Annotated in this window: 12 protein-coding genes; 5 read left to right on the top strand and 7 right to left on the bottom strand. The window is 60.7% G+C overall.

Features of this window, described 5'->3' with window-relative positions; translation table 11 throughout:
• The first annotated feature begins 93 nt into the window (after positions 1-93).
• Entirely contained in the window at positions 94-1,113 is a 1,020-nt protein-coding gene (proX, locus tag AACZ55_RS07910; RefSeq protein ID WP_338607707.1) for a glycine betaine/L-proline ABC transporter substrate-binding protein ProX, read from the top strand.
• Between the two features lie 58 nt (positions 1,114-1,171).
• Here proX and AACZ55_RS07905 read toward each other — a convergent pair whose 3' ends face one another.
• Positions 1,172-2,275 (bottom strand): 2'-deoxycytidine 5'-triphosphate deaminase, encoded by a 1,104-nt coding sequence (locus tag AACZ55_RS07905; protein ID WP_338607708.1) that lies wholly within the window; start codon positions 2,273-2,275, stop codon positions 1,172-1,174.
• 305 nt (positions 2,276-2,580) lie between these two features.
• Here AACZ55_RS07905 and metZ point away from each other — a divergent pair, with 305 nt between their 5' ends.
• Together metZ and AACZ55_RS07895 are read left to right on the top strand one after the other, a co-directional pair.
• Positions 2,581-3,789, top strand: a complete 1,209-nt coding sequence (metZ, locus tag AACZ55_RS07900) for an O-succinylhomoserine sulfhydrylase (protein ID WP_339644931.1) — start codon at positions 2,581-2,583, stop codon at positions 3,787-3,789.
• A gap of 43 nt (positions 3,790-3,832) precedes the next feature.
• A complete protein-coding gene (locus tag AACZ55_RS07895; RefSeq protein WP_338607710.1) occupies positions 3,833-5,278 on the top strand; it encodes a TrkH family potassium uptake protein in 1,446 nt (481 codons plus the stop codon).
• A 4-nt stretch (positions 5,279-5,282) separates the two neighbouring features.
• Here AACZ55_RS07895 and AACZ55_RS07890 read toward each other — a convergent pair whose 3' ends face one another.
• The 5 genes from AACZ55_RS07890 to AACZ55_RS07870 form a co-directional block, all read right to left on the bottom strand.
• Positions 5,283-8,438 (bottom strand): efflux RND transporter permease subunit, encoded by a 3,156-nt coding sequence (locus AACZ55_RS07890; RefSeq protein WP_339644928.1) that lies wholly within the window; start codon positions 8,436-8,438, stop codon positions 5,283-5,285.
• 1 nt (position 8,439) lies between these two features.
• Positions 8,440-9,819 carry an efflux RND transporter periplasmic adaptor subunit gene (locus AACZ55_RS07885; RefSeq protein ID WP_339644925.1) on the bottom strand — a complete coding sequence of 460 codons (1,380 nt, stop codon included), beginning with the start codon at positions 9,817-9,819 and terminating at the stop codon, positions 8,440-8,442.
• 199 nt (positions 9,820-10,018) lie between these two features.
• Positions 10,019-11,005: an Hsp33 family molecular chaperone gene (locus tag AACZ55_RS07880; RefSeq protein WP_338607713.1), complete on the bottom strand. Its 987-nt coding sequence runs from the start codon at positions 11,003-11,005 to the stop codon at positions 10,019-10,021.
• Between the two features lie 23 nt (positions 11,006-11,028).
• Positions 11,029-11,955, bottom strand: a complete 927-nt coding sequence (gene argF / locus AACZ55_RS07875; protein WP_338610737.1) for an ornithine carbamoyltransferase — start codon at positions 11,953-11,955, stop codon at positions 11,029-11,031.
• A gap of 36 nt (positions 11,956-11,991) precedes the next feature.
• Positions 11,992-13,179: an aspartate aminotransferase family protein gene (locus tag AACZ55_RS07870; protein ID WP_339644921.1), complete on the bottom strand. Its 1,188-nt coding sequence runs from the start codon at positions 13,177-13,179 to the stop codon at positions 11,992-11,994.
• A gap of 456 nt (positions 13,180-13,635) precedes the next feature.
• On the opposite strand from AACZ55_RS07870, the gene AACZ55_RS07865 reads away from it, so the two are divergent.
• Together AACZ55_RS07865 and AACZ55_RS07860 are read left to right on the top strand one after the other, a co-directional pair.
• On the top strand, positions 13,636-14,190 hold the full coding sequence (locus AACZ55_RS07865; RefSeq protein WP_338607715.1) for a GcrA family cell cycle regulator: 555 nt from the start codon (positions 13,636-13,638) through the stop codon (positions 14,188-14,190).
• A 366-nt stretch (positions 14,191-14,556) separates the two neighbouring features.
• A complete protein-coding gene (locus AACZ55_RS07860; protein WP_339644918.1) occupies positions 14,557-14,802 on the top strand; it encodes a hypothetical protein in 246 nt (81 codons plus the stop codon).
• Here AACZ55_RS07860 and AACZ55_RS07855 read toward each other — a convergent pair.
• Positions 14,747-15,175, bottom strand: coding sequence for a PACE efflux transporter (locus AACZ55_RS07855; RefSeq protein WP_339644915.1), 429 nt, complete (start codon positions 15,173-15,175; stop codon positions 14,747-14,749). The two genes, AACZ55_RS07860 and AACZ55_RS07855, sit on opposite strands and share 56 nt — an antisense overlap.
• Positions 15,176-15,594: the final 419 nt, after the last annotated feature.

Here is a 15,594-nt window from a genome sequence, read left to right as displayed (position 1 = left end):
CGCGCCACCGCTTCTATCGTCCGGACTTTTCTGGACTTCGCAAGGCGGAATAATCCGTCGATTAAAACCAAAACCAAAGGAGACAAAAACATCATGTTCAGTCTCAAGAAAACTCTCGCCGGTCTGACTGCCGTTGCTCTTATGGGCGCTGCACCGGCTGCCGTCGTCGCCCAGGACATGCCGGGCGAAGGCGTTACGGTCAATATGGCTCAGGCGACCTGGGATACCGGTTGGTTCCACGCCGAAATCTATCGTCAGCTCATCTCCGAACTGGGCTATGACGTGCCCCAGATCACCACGCTCGACAATCCGCCGTTCTATCAGACGGTCGCGCAGGGTGACATGGATCTGTGGGTCAATGGTTGGTTCCCGCTGCACAACACCTACGAAGACACGTTCAGCAACGGCGCTGAGCTTGTGGGTGCTGTCGCCGAAGGCGGCGCGCTGGAAGGCTATCTGGTCAACGCCTCTGCGGTTGAAGAGTTTGGTATTACCTCGCTCGAAGATTTCAAACGTGACGAAGTCAAGGAAGCCTTTGACCGCAATGGCGACGGCATGGCCGACATGGTCGCCTGTCCTCCGGGCTGGGGCTGCGAGATCAACATCGAGCACCACATGGATGCCTATGATCTGCGCGACCACATCAACCCGATCAAGGCTGGCTATGCAGCTTCGATGGCTGACGCCGTCGCTGCCTATGACAGCGGCGAAAACATCCTGTTCTACACATGGACTCCGAACTGGACGGTCAATGAACTCGTCCCGGGCGAAGACGTGATGTGGATCGAAGTTCCTGAAGTCGACCTGCCCGATATGAGCATGGCCGATGCAGCGACCATGGATGGCGTTGAAGGTTGCGTAAACGATCCGTGCACGCTCGGCTTCCCGGCCAACGACATCGTGCCGGTCGCCAACTCGGCGTTCCTCGAAGAGAACCCTGCCGTTCGTGCACTGCTCGAAAGCGCATCGATCCCGCTCGCGGACATCTTTGCCCAGAACGCTGCCATGAACGAGGGTGACGACGATATCGAAGCCCAGGCTGCTCAGTGGATCGAAGACAACCGCGACATGGTCGACGGCTGGCTCGAAACTGCACGCGGCGCCGCTTCGTAAGCGACGCTTCAGCGTTCAATATGAGAAGGCCGGGGTGTGCGCCCCGGCCTTCTTTTGTTCAGGGATAGGGCTTGAAGTGCTTGGAAAGCTTGAGGCTCTGGGCCTGATAGTTCGAGCCGAGCGCTGAGCCGTAGAGCGTCTTTGGCCGTTCGGCCATCTTCTCGTAAATCAGGCGCCCGATGGTCTGGCCGTGACCCAGAAGGAACGGGACTTCGCGGCTACGAACCTCGAGCACGGCACGTGAACCGGTGCCTCCGGCGGCCGAGTGGCCAAAGCCGGGATCGAAGAACCCGGCATAATGGACGCGGAATTCACCGACCAGCGGGTCGAACGGCACCATTTCGGCCGCGTAATCGGGCGGAACATGTACGCTTTCGCGTGAAACGAGAATGTAGAATTCGTCGGGGTCCAAGATCAACTCGCCCGAGCCGCGATTGACCAGAGGTTCCCAGTAATCGAGGACGTCCAGGGCGTTCTTTTTGTCGACATCGACAACCGCCGTATGGCGCTTTGAGCGGAAGCCAATCAGGCCCGAGCGCCCTTCGCCGATCAGATCGATCGATAGCGAGACCCCCTCGCCCACATCCATGTTGGGATCGAAAACCAGCGTCTGTTCGGCGTGCAAGGCCTTGTGGCCAGCGGCGTCGAGACGCGCATCTCCGACCCGGAACCGCATCTGGGACAGGCGCGAGCCGGTGCGCACCAGCACCGGGAAAGTGCGGGGGGAAATTTCGAGATAGAGCGCTCCCTTATATCCGGCAGGCACGATATCGAAGCTGCGCGCGGCGTCGGATATGACGCGGGTAAAGATATCGAGCCGTCCGGTGGAAGATTTGGGATTGGCCGATGCGCTGACCGTTTCAGGCAGGTCGAGGCTCTCGAGGAGTGGCACGATATAGACACAACCGCGTTCGAGCACCGCGCCTTTGGTCAGGTCGATCTGGTGAAGCTTTAGCGTTTCTATGCGCTCGGTCACCGTCTTGCCTGGTCCGGGCAGAAAGCTCGAGCGGACGCGAAAGGCGGTTTCACCAAGCCGCAGATCGAGGCTCGCGGGCTGGATCTGATCGGCGTCATAGGGCCGGCCGGCGCTGATCGCGCCCTGATCGGACAAGTTCTGGATCAGCCGGGTGGAAAATACCCCGGTCGGCCAAGTGTTGTTCATATCCCCATGCGCCTCATGCAAACCCTTTGGACTGGCTTAGCAATTGAGGCGATTGACGCCAAGCGCCATTTGGGAGTAACTCAGTACTGACTGCGTTTCCAGCGCGGTTGGTGGTGATTTGGCCGGTCCGATTGCAGGCCACCAAGGGCGTTGCTGTGCAATGCCTTCGTTTTTTCTGGTCGGGTTGCCGAACCACAAAAGTGCGTCCCACTTTTGCTGGCAATCCTCCGGGAAACATTTCTGCTAAAGTGACCAGTTCGAACCGGCCGCATCGCGCGCCGGTTTTTTTGTTTTGAGGTAAACCCATGTCGGACAGGACAAGCAACCCGCTCTTCGATCACAAGCACCGCAAGGCGCAGACGATGATGGTGCATGGCGGCATGGAACGCTCCCAGCATGGGGAGACCTCCGAGGCGATCTTTTTCAATTCCGGTTTTGTCTATCCCACCTCGGGCAGCGCCGAGGCGCGCTTCAAGGGCGAGGAGCCCGGACACATCTATTCGCGCTTTTCCAACCCGACCGTTGAAATGTTCCAGCAGCGGGCCGCGCTGCTCGAAGGGGCCGAAGCGGCCCGTGCCACCGCCACCGGCATGGCTGCGGTGACAACGGCTGTAATGAGCCAGCTTCGGGCGGGCGATCATGTGGTTGCGGCGCGCGCCCTGTTCGGCGGATGTCGGTTCGTGGTCGAGAACTATATGCCGCGCTGGGGCGTTGAATCGAGCCTTGTGGATGGCCGCGACCCGGAAAATTTCGCGCGCGCCATGCGGCCCAACACCAAGGTGGTGTTTGTCGAGACCCCGACCAACCCAACGCTCGAACTGGTGGATCTTAGGGCCGTTGCCGAGATTGCCCATGCCCACAATGCCGTGCTGATCGTCGACAATGTCTTTGCGACGCCGGTCTGGCAGAAGCCGCTGGAGCTGGGCGCCGATCTGGTCACCTATTCGGCCACCAAGCATATCGATGGGCAGGGCCGGGCGATGGGTGGGCTCATCCTGGGCAGCAAGGAGCTGATCGAAGCCGATGTGCATACAATCATCCGCCAGACCGGCCCTTCAATCTCTCCCTTCAACGCCTGGGTGCTGCTCAAGGGGCTCGAAACCCTGTCGCTGCGCGTCAAAGCAATGACCGAGAGTGCGGAGAAAATCGCCAATTTCCTGGCCGATCACCCCAAGATCGAGTCCATCTCCTATCCCTTTCATCCTTCGCATCCGCAATATGAACTGGCCAAACGGCAGATGGGCGCCGGCTCGACGCTGGTGGCGCTGACGCCAAAGGGTGGCAAGCAGGCAGCATTTGCCCTGGCCGATGCGCTGGCGATCATTGCGATTTCCAACAATCTGGGCGATGCCAAATCGATCATTTCCCACCCGGCAACGACCACGCATCAGCGCTTCACGCCAGAAGAGAAAGTTGAGATGGACATCACCGACGGGCTGCTGCGGCTTTCGGTCGGGCTCGAGGATGCCGACGATCTGATCGCCGATCTTTCGTTCGGTCTCGAACAGGTCTAGTCTTCACACTCTCTTTAGGCGGCAGGGCGCAGCACAGTCGGGCATGGATTTTCGCACGATCTTTTCGGCCATCGGTGCCCTGACGGCAGCGCTCGGTCTTGCCATGCTGCTGCCTGCCTTTGCCGATCTGGTTGTGGGCAACGAAGACTGGCTGGTGTTCCTCACGGCCTCGCTGATCACCATGATCTTCGGGGCGGGGCTGTGGGCTTCATCAACAGGGCACAAATCGGACCTCAATCTGCGTCAGGCGTTCCTGATGACAGTTTCGATCTGGGTGGTGCTCACCATCTTCGGGGCGCTGCCGCTCTACATGTCCAATCTGGACCTGAGCTTTACCGACGCGATGTTCGAGGCCATGTCGGGGATCACCACCACCGGTTCGACCGTCATCACGACGCTCGACACCACCGCGCCCGGCATCCTTTTGTGGCGAGGATTGCTGCAATGGTTCGGAGGTCTGGGAGTGGTCGTCATGGCAATTGCCGTTCTGCCCATGTTGCGGGTGGGCGGCATGCAGATGTTTCGCGCCGAAGCGTTCGAGACGCCCGACAAGATCCTTCCCGCTGCCGCTCAGATCGCCACGGCCATGGTGATCGTCTATTGCATTTTGACCTTTGCCTGCGCCGTCGCCTATTGGCTGGCCGGCATGGGGGCGTTCGATGCCGTCGTCCATTCGCTTTCGACCGTTGCCACTGGGGGCTTTTCCACCCGTGATGCATCGCTGGGCGCTTTCGACCAGCCAGCGATCCATTATGTTTCGGTCGTCTTCATGATCCTGGGCGCCCTGCCCTTCGTGCTTTATGTCGGCATGCTGCAAGGCTCGTTCGGGCAGTTGTTTCGCGACTCCCAGGTCCGGCTGTTCCTCTACCTGATCGGCCTGGCCACAGTGATCGTGGTTTTCGTGCAGTTGACCGGCGACATTGCCCGAGGTGAGGAAGCGTTCCGTCATGGGCTGTTTTCGGTGGTCTCTATCATGACCGGCAGCGGCTTCGGGGTCGCCGATTTTTCGGCATGGGGCCCGCTGGCCGTCTCTTTGTTCTTTGTCGTCATGTTCATCGGCGGCTGCACGGGCTCGACTTCGTGCGGCATCAAGATTTTCCGCTTTCAGGTTCTGGCGCGCGATCTTTACCAACACATCCGCGAGATCGTCTTCCCCTCTCTGGTTTATGTCAAACGCTACAACGGACGCCCCCTGCCCGATACGGTTTCGACATCGGTGCAGAGTTTTGTGTTCATTTACTTTTCGAGCTTCCTTTTGCTCGCGGTGCTGCTGTCATTGTCCGGCCTCGAGCCTCTGGACTCACTGGGCGCCGCGGCGACGGCAATTTCCAATGTCGGGCCGGCGCTCAGCCCCGAATTGGGACCGGCGGGAAGCTTTGCTGGCGTTTCCGACGTTACCAAATGGCTTTTGACCCTCGGCATGCTGGTGGGCCGGCTCGAAGTGCTTATGGTGTTGGTGCTGTTCACGCCGCGCTTCTGGCGCGCCTGATCCGCTATTCGGCAGGATCGGGCGGTGGAGAGAGGTGCTGCCGACCGGCCAGCATTTCACGCACCGTCAGAGCGTTAGGGGTCAGGAACAGCCATTGCATCACGGCCCTGATGTCGGCACCGATACCGAGAACCGCAGGCACCAGGAACAGCACGAGCAAGGTGGCCAGCGTCAGCCCCGAAACAATGGTCAGCGCCATCGGGACGAGCATCTGGGCAACGAGGCTGGTTTCGAACAGCAACGGCAGCAGCCCGCCAATTGTGGTGAGAGAGGTCAGCATGACGGCGCGCAAGCGATCTCTGGATGCGCCGATCGCGGCGTCGCGCAGGCCCTCGCCCTCGGCCCGGCGCTCGTTCATCCGGGAAATCAAAACGATCGAGGAATTGACCAGAATACCGGCCAGCCCCAGCATGCCCATCATCGAGATGATCGTGAGGTTGTGCCCGAGCAGATAATGCCCCCAGACCGCACCAGCGACACCGAAGGGGATAATCACCATGACTGCAAGCGGAGTGAAATAGGCGGCAAATATCCATGAGATGATGATGTACATCACGGCGAGGGCGACGATCATACCCGTGCCCAGATCGGCAAAGGCCGCGTTTTGCTCGGCCTGCCGACCGCCAAACTCGTAGGAAATTCCGTAGCGGTTGACGATGGCGGGGAGGTAGTCGGCCTCCAATCGCGCCAGGATATCGGCATGGTCGACGCCCTCGCCGACCGGGGCGCGTACGGAGACCGCGGTGCTCCCCTCCTCGCGGGCAATGAAGGCGAAGCCCTGCTGCTCGGAAAAACTCACAATGGACGAAAGCGGGACATATTCCCCATCCGGCGAGCGGACCCACATGTCGCGCAACGCAGATGAGCCTTGCGCATCGATGGTCCGCACGAGGCGGACGGTAATTTCGTCGTCGTTGGACGCGATGGTCGCTACGTTCTCGCCCTGGAAGGCGCTGCGGATCTGCGATCCCAAAGAGGCAAGATCAAAGCCCAGCGCCGTGCCCCGTGCATTGAGCGCCATGACAAGTTCGGGACTGCCATAAAACAGGGTGTCAAAGGCTGTGTCGACCTCATCGAAGCCTTCGAGCACATCCTTGAGATCTTCAGCGGCGAGTTTGAGCGTTGCGGCATCGGCCCCCACGAACCGGACATCGATAGCCGACCCCTGCGGTCCACCACGATACTCCCGCACGCCAATGCTCTCGACACCGGCCACGGCGGGCAAATTGTCATTGATGGCCTGGGTGATGTCGGACGTGCGAACCGAGCGTTCTTCGGATGGAGTGAGATAAACGTCGAAATTGGCCCGCCCCTCCTCGAGATCGAGGCTGGCATAAGTGGTAACGATAAGCTGTTCGCCATCCGGCGTCAGCCCTGCCTCGACCTCGGAGACCGCATCCTCGATGGCCTGGATGGTGGTGCCCATTTCCGACTGGGGCGTTCCGGCCTGGAACTGGGCGGAGATGTTGAAGCTTTCGCCTTCTGCCGTCGGGAAAAATTCAAACCGCAGGGCACCCGACCCGTAAACGCCAAGCGCGCCCAGTGTGATGGTGAGGGCGATGGCCGCCGTGACATAGCGCCACGAATAGCTCAGGGCCGCCAGTCCGCCAAAAATGCGGTCGCGGAAGAAATCGAATCCCTTGTCGAACGTCCGCCTGAACCGGCCGGCCTGTTTGCGCTCACGCGGCAGAGCGTGAGCGAGATGGCCCGGCAGGATGAAAAAGCACTCGATCAGCGAAGCGATCAGGACCGCCACGACCACCACAGGCAGTGGCGAGACGATCTGGCCCACCACGTCGCCCACGAGCCAGATGGGCGCGAAGGCCGCAATGGTGGTCAGAGCTGAAGCAATGACGGGCGCCGCCATGGCACTGGCCGCTCGGATCGCCGCCTCGGTTCGCGACAATCCCTGACGATAGAGCGTGGCTGTGTGTTCGCCCACGACGATGGCATCATCGACGATAATGCCGAGCACCATCATGAGCGCGAACATCGAGATCATGTCGAGGGTGAGCCCCATAAGGTACATCGCGCCGAGCGTGCCCATGATGGCGATGGGGATGCCCATGGCCACCCAGATGGCAATGCGGCCATCGAGAAACAGGAACAGCACCACGAGGACCAGAACAAAGCCCGCTACACCATTGGAGATCAGCAGCCCGAGCCGCTGATTGACCTGATCGGCAGCCGCGTCGAAAACCACGGCCTGCAGAGATTGCGGCAGGGTGGGCTGTAATTGTTCGACATAGGCCTGAACCGCCTCGAATGTCGTGACGGTATCGGCACTGGCGGCACGCGAGACCTGCAGCTTGATGGCCGGCTCGCCGCGCATGTAGCCGAGCGGGGTATCGGGATCGAAGGTGTCGGTGATGGTCGCGACATCGCCGAAGGTGAGGCTCTGGCCACTTGCCGAGGACAGGATTTCGGTCTGGGCAATTTCCTGGGCCGAGAGTTCATTGGCCGCCGCGCGGATCTGGGCATCGAAATCACCACTAAGCGAGCCGGATGGCTGATCGGCGAAATTGGGCGTGAGCGCGGCGGAGAGATCATCGAGAGTCAGCCCCAACTGGCGCAGCTTGGCATCATCGACCTCGATAACGATCTGACGGTCGCGATAACCGGTAAATTCGACGCGGTCGACACCGGAGGCCAGAAGGCCGTCGCGGATTTCGCGGGCGTACCGCCGCAGGGCCTCCTCGGGGAACGGGCCTGAAATGGCGATGGCGGCAACCGGATCGAAAAAACGTGGCGCGGAAACGCTTGGCGTCTCTGCGCCATCGGGAAGACCGGTGACCGAGGACACAGCAGTCTGGACCAATCTCTCGGCGGTCTGCATTTCCACTGTGCGCTCGAAGTTGAGCGTGATCGAGCCACGCCCTTCGCGGGCGTTCGAGGTCATCGATATCACGCCTTCGACGCTCTGGACGGCCGGTTCGATGAGCAGGAGAACGTTTCGCTCGACATCTTCGGCGGTCGCCCCGGGCCAGCTGATCGAAACCTGCACGGATCGCACTTCAGTGTTGGGCATCAGCTGCCGGTTGAGATTGCCCAGCCCCCACCATCCGAACAGAACGAACAGGATCATGAAGAGATTGGCGGCGTTGCGGTGCCGCACGAAAGCAGCGATCACGCCGGTAGAGGCTTGCGGAGAGGGACGCATATCAGCCTCCCGGTCCGCGGCCGAAACCGCCGCCGGGGCCACCCGGTTCTTCCTCGCCCTCTACCTGAACCGCCACCCCCTCGCCGGCCTGTGAGAGGCGCGTCGTGATGATGCGTTCGCCCTCGGGGATATCGGCGGCAATGATGATCTGGGCGCCGTCCCGATCGCGTATTTCAACCTCGACCGCCGCCATGCGGCCATCGCGAACAACGTAGATGTGATCGTCGTTATAGAGCGCGGTTTCAGGCACAAGGAGCGTGTTGTCATGGACGACGCCCGCGACCTCGACGCTGACGAATGTCCCCGGACGCAGCAGATCGGCTTCGTCGCTCTCGAGCTCGGCGTAGAGCGTCACACCACCAGTGGCGGAATCGATCTCGGGCGCGATGCGTGCAATCCGACCTTCGATGCGCTCTGCGCCCGCACCCGCGGTGCGTGAAACTTCGACCGCCCGGTCGAACAGACCGTCGCTCCGCAGCGTGGCGTAGGTTGCATCCGAGACCATGAAACTCACCTCAAGGGCATCGCTTTCATAAATCGAAGCGACCGCTTCGTTGGCACCGACATAAGCAGACTCGGTAACGTTGCGGGCGGTTACGATACCAGTGAAGGGCGCGGTGATCTCGGTGTTGGCCAGATCGCGCTCGGCCGCCTCAAGGGCATAACCGGCCTGCGCGATGGCCGCCTGCTGGCGAAGTATCTGGGCGTTGAGGGTAACGAGGTTGGACTGACGCTGATCGAGGGCCTGCTGACGCTCGGACACCGTGAGTGCGCGGGTATCCACAGTTTGCTGAGTGGCGGCGCCACTCGCAAGAAGGGACCGGGCACGCTCAAGATCGGTCTGGGCCGATGCCAGGGCATCCTCGGCCGCGGTGATGGCGCTTTGTTCGAGGGCATAGGCTTCCTGCGCTTCGGCAAGGGACAGTTCTGCATCGGCCACCGCAGCGCGGGCTTCGACAACGGCTCCGTTGTAGGTGAAGGGATCGACGCGCACGAGAACATCGTCTTGTTCGACCTGAGAGCCGACGGCAAAATCGGGTGAGATTTCGAGCACCCTGCCGGCAACCAGAGAGCGCAGTTCGATGGTGCGCGCGGACGCGACCTGGCCGTAAGCTGTAATGGGCGCGCTGTGGCTGGCATAGGCGGGCTCGATGACTTCGACGGTGAAGGTGCGCTCGCGATTCATGCGCTGGGGCGCTTCGGGCCGCTGGGCCACCCAGCTGAACGCCCAATAGACAGCCAGTCCAAGGATGAGAACTGCCAACCCGAGCCGAACCAGAGCCGACATCAGGCCAAACCGCCCACGCGGCTTGTCGGTTTTCGGCCGATTGTCGCTCTTTTGAGACGACGCGACGTAGCCGGAGCCGGGTAGGTTTTCCAAAGGCGTTTTCCTTGCCCAACAACACATCCGACGGCCGGATTGGCCGAAGCGGGTCCATATGGGGAAATTTTTACCCGCGACACCAGACTGTTACAAATGAACTTTTGGAAAGGCCGGTAAGGCTTCGGTGCATGGCGCCCCGTCGGCATGAAAAAGGCGACCTCGAAGGGCCGCCTTTTTCGAACACCGTCCGAACCGCTCAGAACTGGTTGGGATTGAAGTGATAGTGGGTCGAGCAGAACTCGCACACGACCTCTATTTGTCCATCCACCACCATCTCTTCCCTGTCTTCGGGCGTAAAGTCATTGATCATCTGTTCGACGCGCTCGGCCGAGCAGGTGCAGCGTTCGACCAGCAGCTGAGGCTCGAAGACCCGCACACCGGTTTCATGGTAAAGCCGGAACAACAGGCGTTCGGCCGAAAGGCCGGGGTCGGCAAGCTCGGCATCGCTGAGGGTATCGAGCAGCGCCTTGGCCTCGGTCCAGTGGTCATCCTCTATAAAGTCGGGATCAGCCATATCGTCGTTTTCGAAGTCCCCGTCACCGGGAAGATCGGGCATGGTGGCGCCGCCGTGCTCAGGCAGATGCTGGAGCAGGACGCCGCCAGCGCGCCATGAAGGGCGCGATTGACCACGTTCGGAATGTTCGGCAACGGCAAGCCGGACGCGGGTGGGGATCTGTTCGGACTGCATGAAATAGGTATGGGCAACCTCTTCGAGGCTTTCGCCCTCGAGCGCCACGATGCCCTGATAGCGGTCCATATGGGCGCCCTGGTCCACGGTCAAAGCCAGAACGCCTTTACCCAAGAGGTCCTGCGGCTTGGTGGTCCCGGCTTCGACCAGCGCCGACAGCGCTTCCTCGTCGTAACGGGCATAGGCGCGCAGCCCATCGGGGGTGTCGAAATCAACGACGAGCAAGCTAACCGGGCCGTCGGTGCGCGACTGCAGGATAAACCGACCCTCGAATTTGAGCGAGGAGCCGATCAGTGCGGCCAGAGTCACCGCTTCACCCAAAAGGCGCGCGACGGGTTCGGGATAGCCGTGTCGGGCGATGATGGTGTCAAGCTGATCGCCCAAACGCACGACGCGCCCGCGGCTATCGAGATTTTCGAGCGTGAAGGGAACGGCAACATCGTCCCCGCTCTCGGGCCGGTCGAGCCCGAACTGTTCGAGAGAGCTTTCGCCCATTGCGTGTTCCTTAATCCGCCTGGTTACAAATTCTCGATCCCGAAGGCCCAGCAAAGAATGGCCTTCTGGATGTGCAGGCGGTTTTCAGCTTCGTCGAATACGACCGATTGCGGCCCGTCGATCACCTCGTCGGTGACCTCGTCGCCCCGGTGGGCAGGCAGGCAGTGCATGAAGAGCGCGTCGGTCGCGGCTTGGGAGAACAATCTGGGGTTGACCTGATAAGGTTTCAAGATGCGTCGGCGCTCGCCTTCGTCGGTGTCGCCCATCGACACCCAGGTGTCGGTAATGACCAGATCGGCATCGGCGATCGCGGCGTGCGGATCGGTTCCGAGACTGACGGCATCGCCCACTTCGGCGATGTCGGACAACAGACCCTGATCGGGCCAGTATTCCCTGGGGCAGGCGATGGCCAGCTTGTTGCCGAACAGGGCCGTCGCGTGGACCCAGGATGCCAGAACGTTGTTGGAATCCCCGATCCAGGCGACCTTTTTACCTTCGAGCGGCCCACGGTGTTCCTCGAAGGTCTGTATATCGGCCATAACCTGGCAGGGATGACTGCGCCGGGTCAGCCCGTTGATGACGGGAATGGTCGAAGCGCCCGCCAGATCGAGCAGATCGTCATGGCTGAGAATGCGGATCATGATCGCATCCACATAGCGGCTCATGACCCGCGCCGTATCCTCGATGGTTTCCTCGCGGGCCAGCTGCATTTCCTGGCCGGTCAGCATGAGGGTCTGCCCTCCAAGCTGGCGCATGCCAACGTCGAAGGACACCCGCGTGCGGGTGGACTGGCGCTCAAAGATCATGGCCAGAACCTTGTCCTCGAGCAGGCGGGGACGTTCGCCAGCTTTGAGGCGTCTTTTCAGCTCGTGGGCGAAATCGAGAATGGAACGCAGTTGCTCGAAGGAAAAATCCTTGAGATCGAGAAAATGTCTCGCGGTCATAATCAGCTATCCTGAAAAAGCGAAAAGGAGCCTGCCGCCCCGCTATTGCGCGGCGCTGGCCTGTTCAGCATCAAACTCGGCGAAGGCTCCGGCAATGATGCCGATGGCCTCGCCGATCTCGTCCTCGGTGACGATCAATGGCGGCAGAAGACGCAGCACATTGTCGCTGGCGGCCACCGTGAGCAGCTTGTGATCGCGCAGCCGGGCCACGAAATCGCGCACGGGCGGGGTGATCCTGATGCCGGCGATCAGCCCTTTTCCGCGCACTTCGGTGATGTATTGCGGAAACTTCTGCATGAGCTGGTGAAGCTCATGGGCCACGATTTTGCCCATTGCCTCGACGTGCTCGATAAAGCCGGGAGCCAATATGCGATCGAGGACCGCATTGCCCACCGCGCAGGCCAGCGGATTGCCGCCATAGGTCGAGCCATGGGTGCCCGGCACCATGCTCTCGGCCACCTCGCCCCTGGCAAGGCATGCGCCAAGCGGGAACCCGCCGCCGATGGCCTTGGCAACGGTCATGATGTCGGGAACGACGCCAGACCATTCATGGGCGAAGAATTTCCCCGTCCGGCCATAGCCGCATTGAACTTCATCAAAGATCAGCAACAGGCCGTTCTTGTCGCAAAGGGCGCGCAGGCCCTTGAGATAGGCGTCGGAGAATGCGGTGACCCCACCTTCGCCCTGCACGGGCTCGATGAGGATTGCGGCGGTCTTGTCGTCGATCAGTGCCTCAACTGCAGCCAGATCGCCGGGCTTTGTGTGCTTGTAGCCGGGCATAGGGCCAAAGCCCTCGGTATAGGCTGGATTGCCCGCCGCGGCGATGGTCGCGATGGTGCGGCCGTGGAAAGAACCGGAAAAGCCGATGATATCGACCCTGTCTTTTTGGCCCTTTGCCCAGAAATAATGACGGGCTGTCTTGATGGCGCATTCGAGCGCCTCGGCGCCTGAATTGGTGAAGAACACCTTGTCGGCGAAGGTCGCATCCACCAGCCGCTGGCCGAGCTTTTCCTGCTCGGGAATGGTGAAGATGTTGGAGGTGTGCCAGACCTTGTCGGCCTGTGCCTTGAGCGCATCGACGACGTGTTTGTCGCCATAGCCAAGCGCGTTGACGGCGATGCCGGCAGCGAAATCGAGATAGGCCGTGCCGTCCTCCGTGAACAATCGCATGCCCTCGCCCCGCACAAAGGCGAGTTCGGACCGGGCATACGTGCCATAGAGCGCAGACATTGTTCTAAGCCTTCTCGTTTGAAAGGTTGGGGATGGGACCCAGGTCCCGGAAAATGAAAAGCGCGCCCGGTGTCCCAAGCACGCATGACCAGTTCCGCTTATGGTGGGCGGATGCCGAAAAGTCAATCGATCGCCCGGTTTTCCGGGGTCCGGGGCCTTGACTCATCCCTGCCACAATGGTGGTTCAAGTCTGCGCGCGAAAACCGGCTGTGCGATCAATGCAACAGCCATGACCAATTGCTGTCCGGCATTTGAAAATCAGGTGGGATAAACCGGGGAAAGTCCTTTGCGGCCCTTGCCACCGATTTTCCCGCCCGTGTAGTATGAGGCCATTGGGAACACGACATCTCGTGTGGCGGACCCCATCACCATACGACAGTTAGTATGCCGGCGGTCAAACCCCTTTGTCCGCGTGAGAACGGACTCTATTCAAGAATACGGCCTGGAGCATAATCGATGAGCTGGACGGACGAGCGCGTAGCACTCCTGAAAAAACTTTGGATGGAAGGCCTCAGCGCAAGCCAGATCGCCGCGGAACTGAGCGGCGGGGTTACCCGCAACGCCGTGATCGGCAAGGTTCACAGATTGAAACTATCGGCGCGGGCCAAGCCGGCGAGCGTCGCACCGCGTGCCAAGACGCAGCGCCCCAGTGCGCCGCGGCGGCCATCGAGCTCTTCGGGAGGAGCGCGCGGCACGGCATCGGCGGCGGCCAGCGCGGTCAGCCAGCGGCGCACGACGATGGCGCCGACCATGGGCGCTACCGCGCTCAAGATGGATACCGAGCTCGAAACCGAGACGGTGGTGGAGACCAATACCAAGGCGGAGCTTTTCATTCCGGTCGAAGAGCGCATCTCATTGCTTGAGTTGACCGAAAAAACCTGCAAATGGCCGATCGGCGACCCGATGAACAGCGAATTTCACTTCTGCGGGCGTGAGTCCGACGAAGGCAAGCCCTATTGCGAATTCCATTCGCGGCGCGCTTACCATCAGATCGACCGCAAGAAGCGCTGAGTTTCACTCTTTGGCAAACAAAAAGCCCCGGCCCGGTCCGGGGCTTTTTTGTGTCGATATCGCTAGAGTGCATCGAGGGATTTGCGCACCTTGGCGTCGGGCCATAAGGGATCTCGGACCCCAAACGCTTTGAGGGATCGCCAGCCCAGACAAGGTTCACGCAGGACTTTTTCTGCGCAATATCACTGGGCAATCTTACTGTGGTTAGGGTGGAAACCGACATTGTGCTGCCTTTACCTGTCATGGCTGAGAACGAGCATAATGGAAGCCTGTGTTGCGAGGACAAGTTGGCCGATAGGCAGGATTTCTTGACGGCCGCAGTTGGACGTCGTTTAATCGCCGGCTTGGGGGCAGGGAGATGGCGCAATGAAACTTCTGCTTGCCGTGGACATTGCCGATCGCCTGCGCGACATCCTCGCCAGCCGCAGGCCCTTCGACATCGAATTTGAAGCCCGAACGCTCGTGGAGCGTCATCCGGAGGCTCATGTGGAGATCGACGACGTCGTGGCCACCATGATGCAAGAGATGAACCGCGGGGCCGATCAGCCGGCAAAGATCATGCTGGCCGGCTCCACTCGGGCAGCGGGAACACCCGATCATAGGCCAGCTTGAAGACGAAGGCGTAGCCCATGTAAAACAGGGCGAACGATATATCCATGACCAGGGCGTGGATCAGGGTGATGCCCAGATACCAGGCGATGAACGGCATGAGCACGATCAGCAGCCCCAGTTCGAACAGTACGGCATGGACGATGCGCAGGCGCACCGATTTCAGCGTCGTGCCGATTGTGCGCTGCAGGACGGTGTCGAAGCCGAGGTTGAAAACGTAATTCCAGGCCATCGCGATGGTGGCCGAGACGAGGCCAACCACACCGATATCGTGCATGGGCATTGAAAAGACCAATGCGCCGAGCGGGATGACGAGAATGAGGCCGATGATTTCAAAGAAAAGCGCGTGGCGGACGCGATCCCAGGCGGTGCGCATGGTTGGGAAACTCCTTGGCTAAAAAGCTCGGGTCGTCCCGAAAACAATGCCCTTGGCGGGGGAGGTCGTCCTCACGGGGGGCTATTTAGGGGCTGGGGCGGGGAAGTCAAGTTTTGTGTCGGATACCGGAAGCAAGCCCCCCTTCGCTGACGCTCAAAGCCCCCTCACCCCTTCGTGGTGAGGATGGCCGGCAAGCCGGTGAGGGAGCCTGTCTTTTTCGGACATGCACAAGCGTCCGACGGCGAGATCGCCTCGGGCTATGATTGCCATTCGAGCTTGGCTCTCCTGGCCTTCTCACTTCCAATCGTGCCACCGGCACGATTGGCCGAAGGACGGCACGAAGTAGACGGCATGGGGCGATGAACGCTCCGCATGATTTAGTTTTTATATGAAGCGATCATCGCCCCACGCATCCGGGG

It is taken from the genome of uncultured Pelagibacterium sp. (assembly GCF_963972885.1).
In the GTDB taxonomy this organism is placed as follows: Bacteria; Pseudomonadota; Alphaproteobacteria; order Rhizobiales; family Devosiaceae; genus Pelagibacterium; species Pelagibacterium nitratireducens.
Note: the sequence above shows the minus strand (reverse complement) of the source record. Positions and strands in the feature narration are given on the sequence as shown.

Excerpts from the sequence above, each read along its gene's own strand:
- proX (WP_338607707.1), top strand. The coding sequence starts at position 94 with ATGTTCAGTCTCAAGAAAACTCTCGCCGGTCTGACTGCCGTTGCTCTT.
- AACZ55_RS07905 (WP_338607708.1), bottom strand. The coding sequence starts at position 2,275 with ATGAACAACACTTGGCCGACCGGGGTATTTTCCACCCGGCTGATCCAG.
- metZ (WP_339644931.1), top strand. The coding sequence starts at position 2,581 with ATGTCGGACAGGACAAGCAACCCGCTCTTCGATCACAAGCACCGCAAG.
- AACZ55_RS07895 (WP_338607710.1), top strand. The coding sequence starts at position 3,833 with ATGGATTTTCGCACGATCTTTTCGGCCATCGGTGCCCTGACGGCAGCG.
- AACZ55_RS07890 (WP_339644928.1), bottom strand. The coding sequence starts at position 8,438 with ATGCGTCCCTCTCCGCAAGCCTCTACCGGCGTGATCGCTGCTTTCGTG.
- AACZ55_RS07880 (WP_338607713.1), bottom strand. The coding sequence starts at position 11,005 with ATGGGCGAAAGCTCTCTCGAACAGTTCGGGCTCGACCGGCCCGAGAGC.
- AACZ55_RS07870 (WP_339644921.1), bottom strand. The coding sequence starts at position 13,179 with ATGTCTGCGCTCTATGGCACGTATGCCCGGTCCGAACTCGCCTTTGTG.
- AACZ55_RS07865 (WP_338607715.1), top strand. The coding sequence starts at position 13,636 with ATGAGCTGGACGGACGAGCGCGTAGCACTCCTGAAAAAACTTTGGATG.
- AACZ55_RS07860 (WP_339644918.1), top strand. The coding sequence starts at position 14,557 with ATGAAACTTCTGCTTGCCGTGGACATTGCCGATCGCCTGCGCGACATC.
- AACZ55_RS07855 (WP_339644915.1), bottom strand. The coding sequence starts at position 15,175 with ATGCGCACCGCCTGGGATCGCGTCCGCCACGCGCTTTTCTTTGAAATC.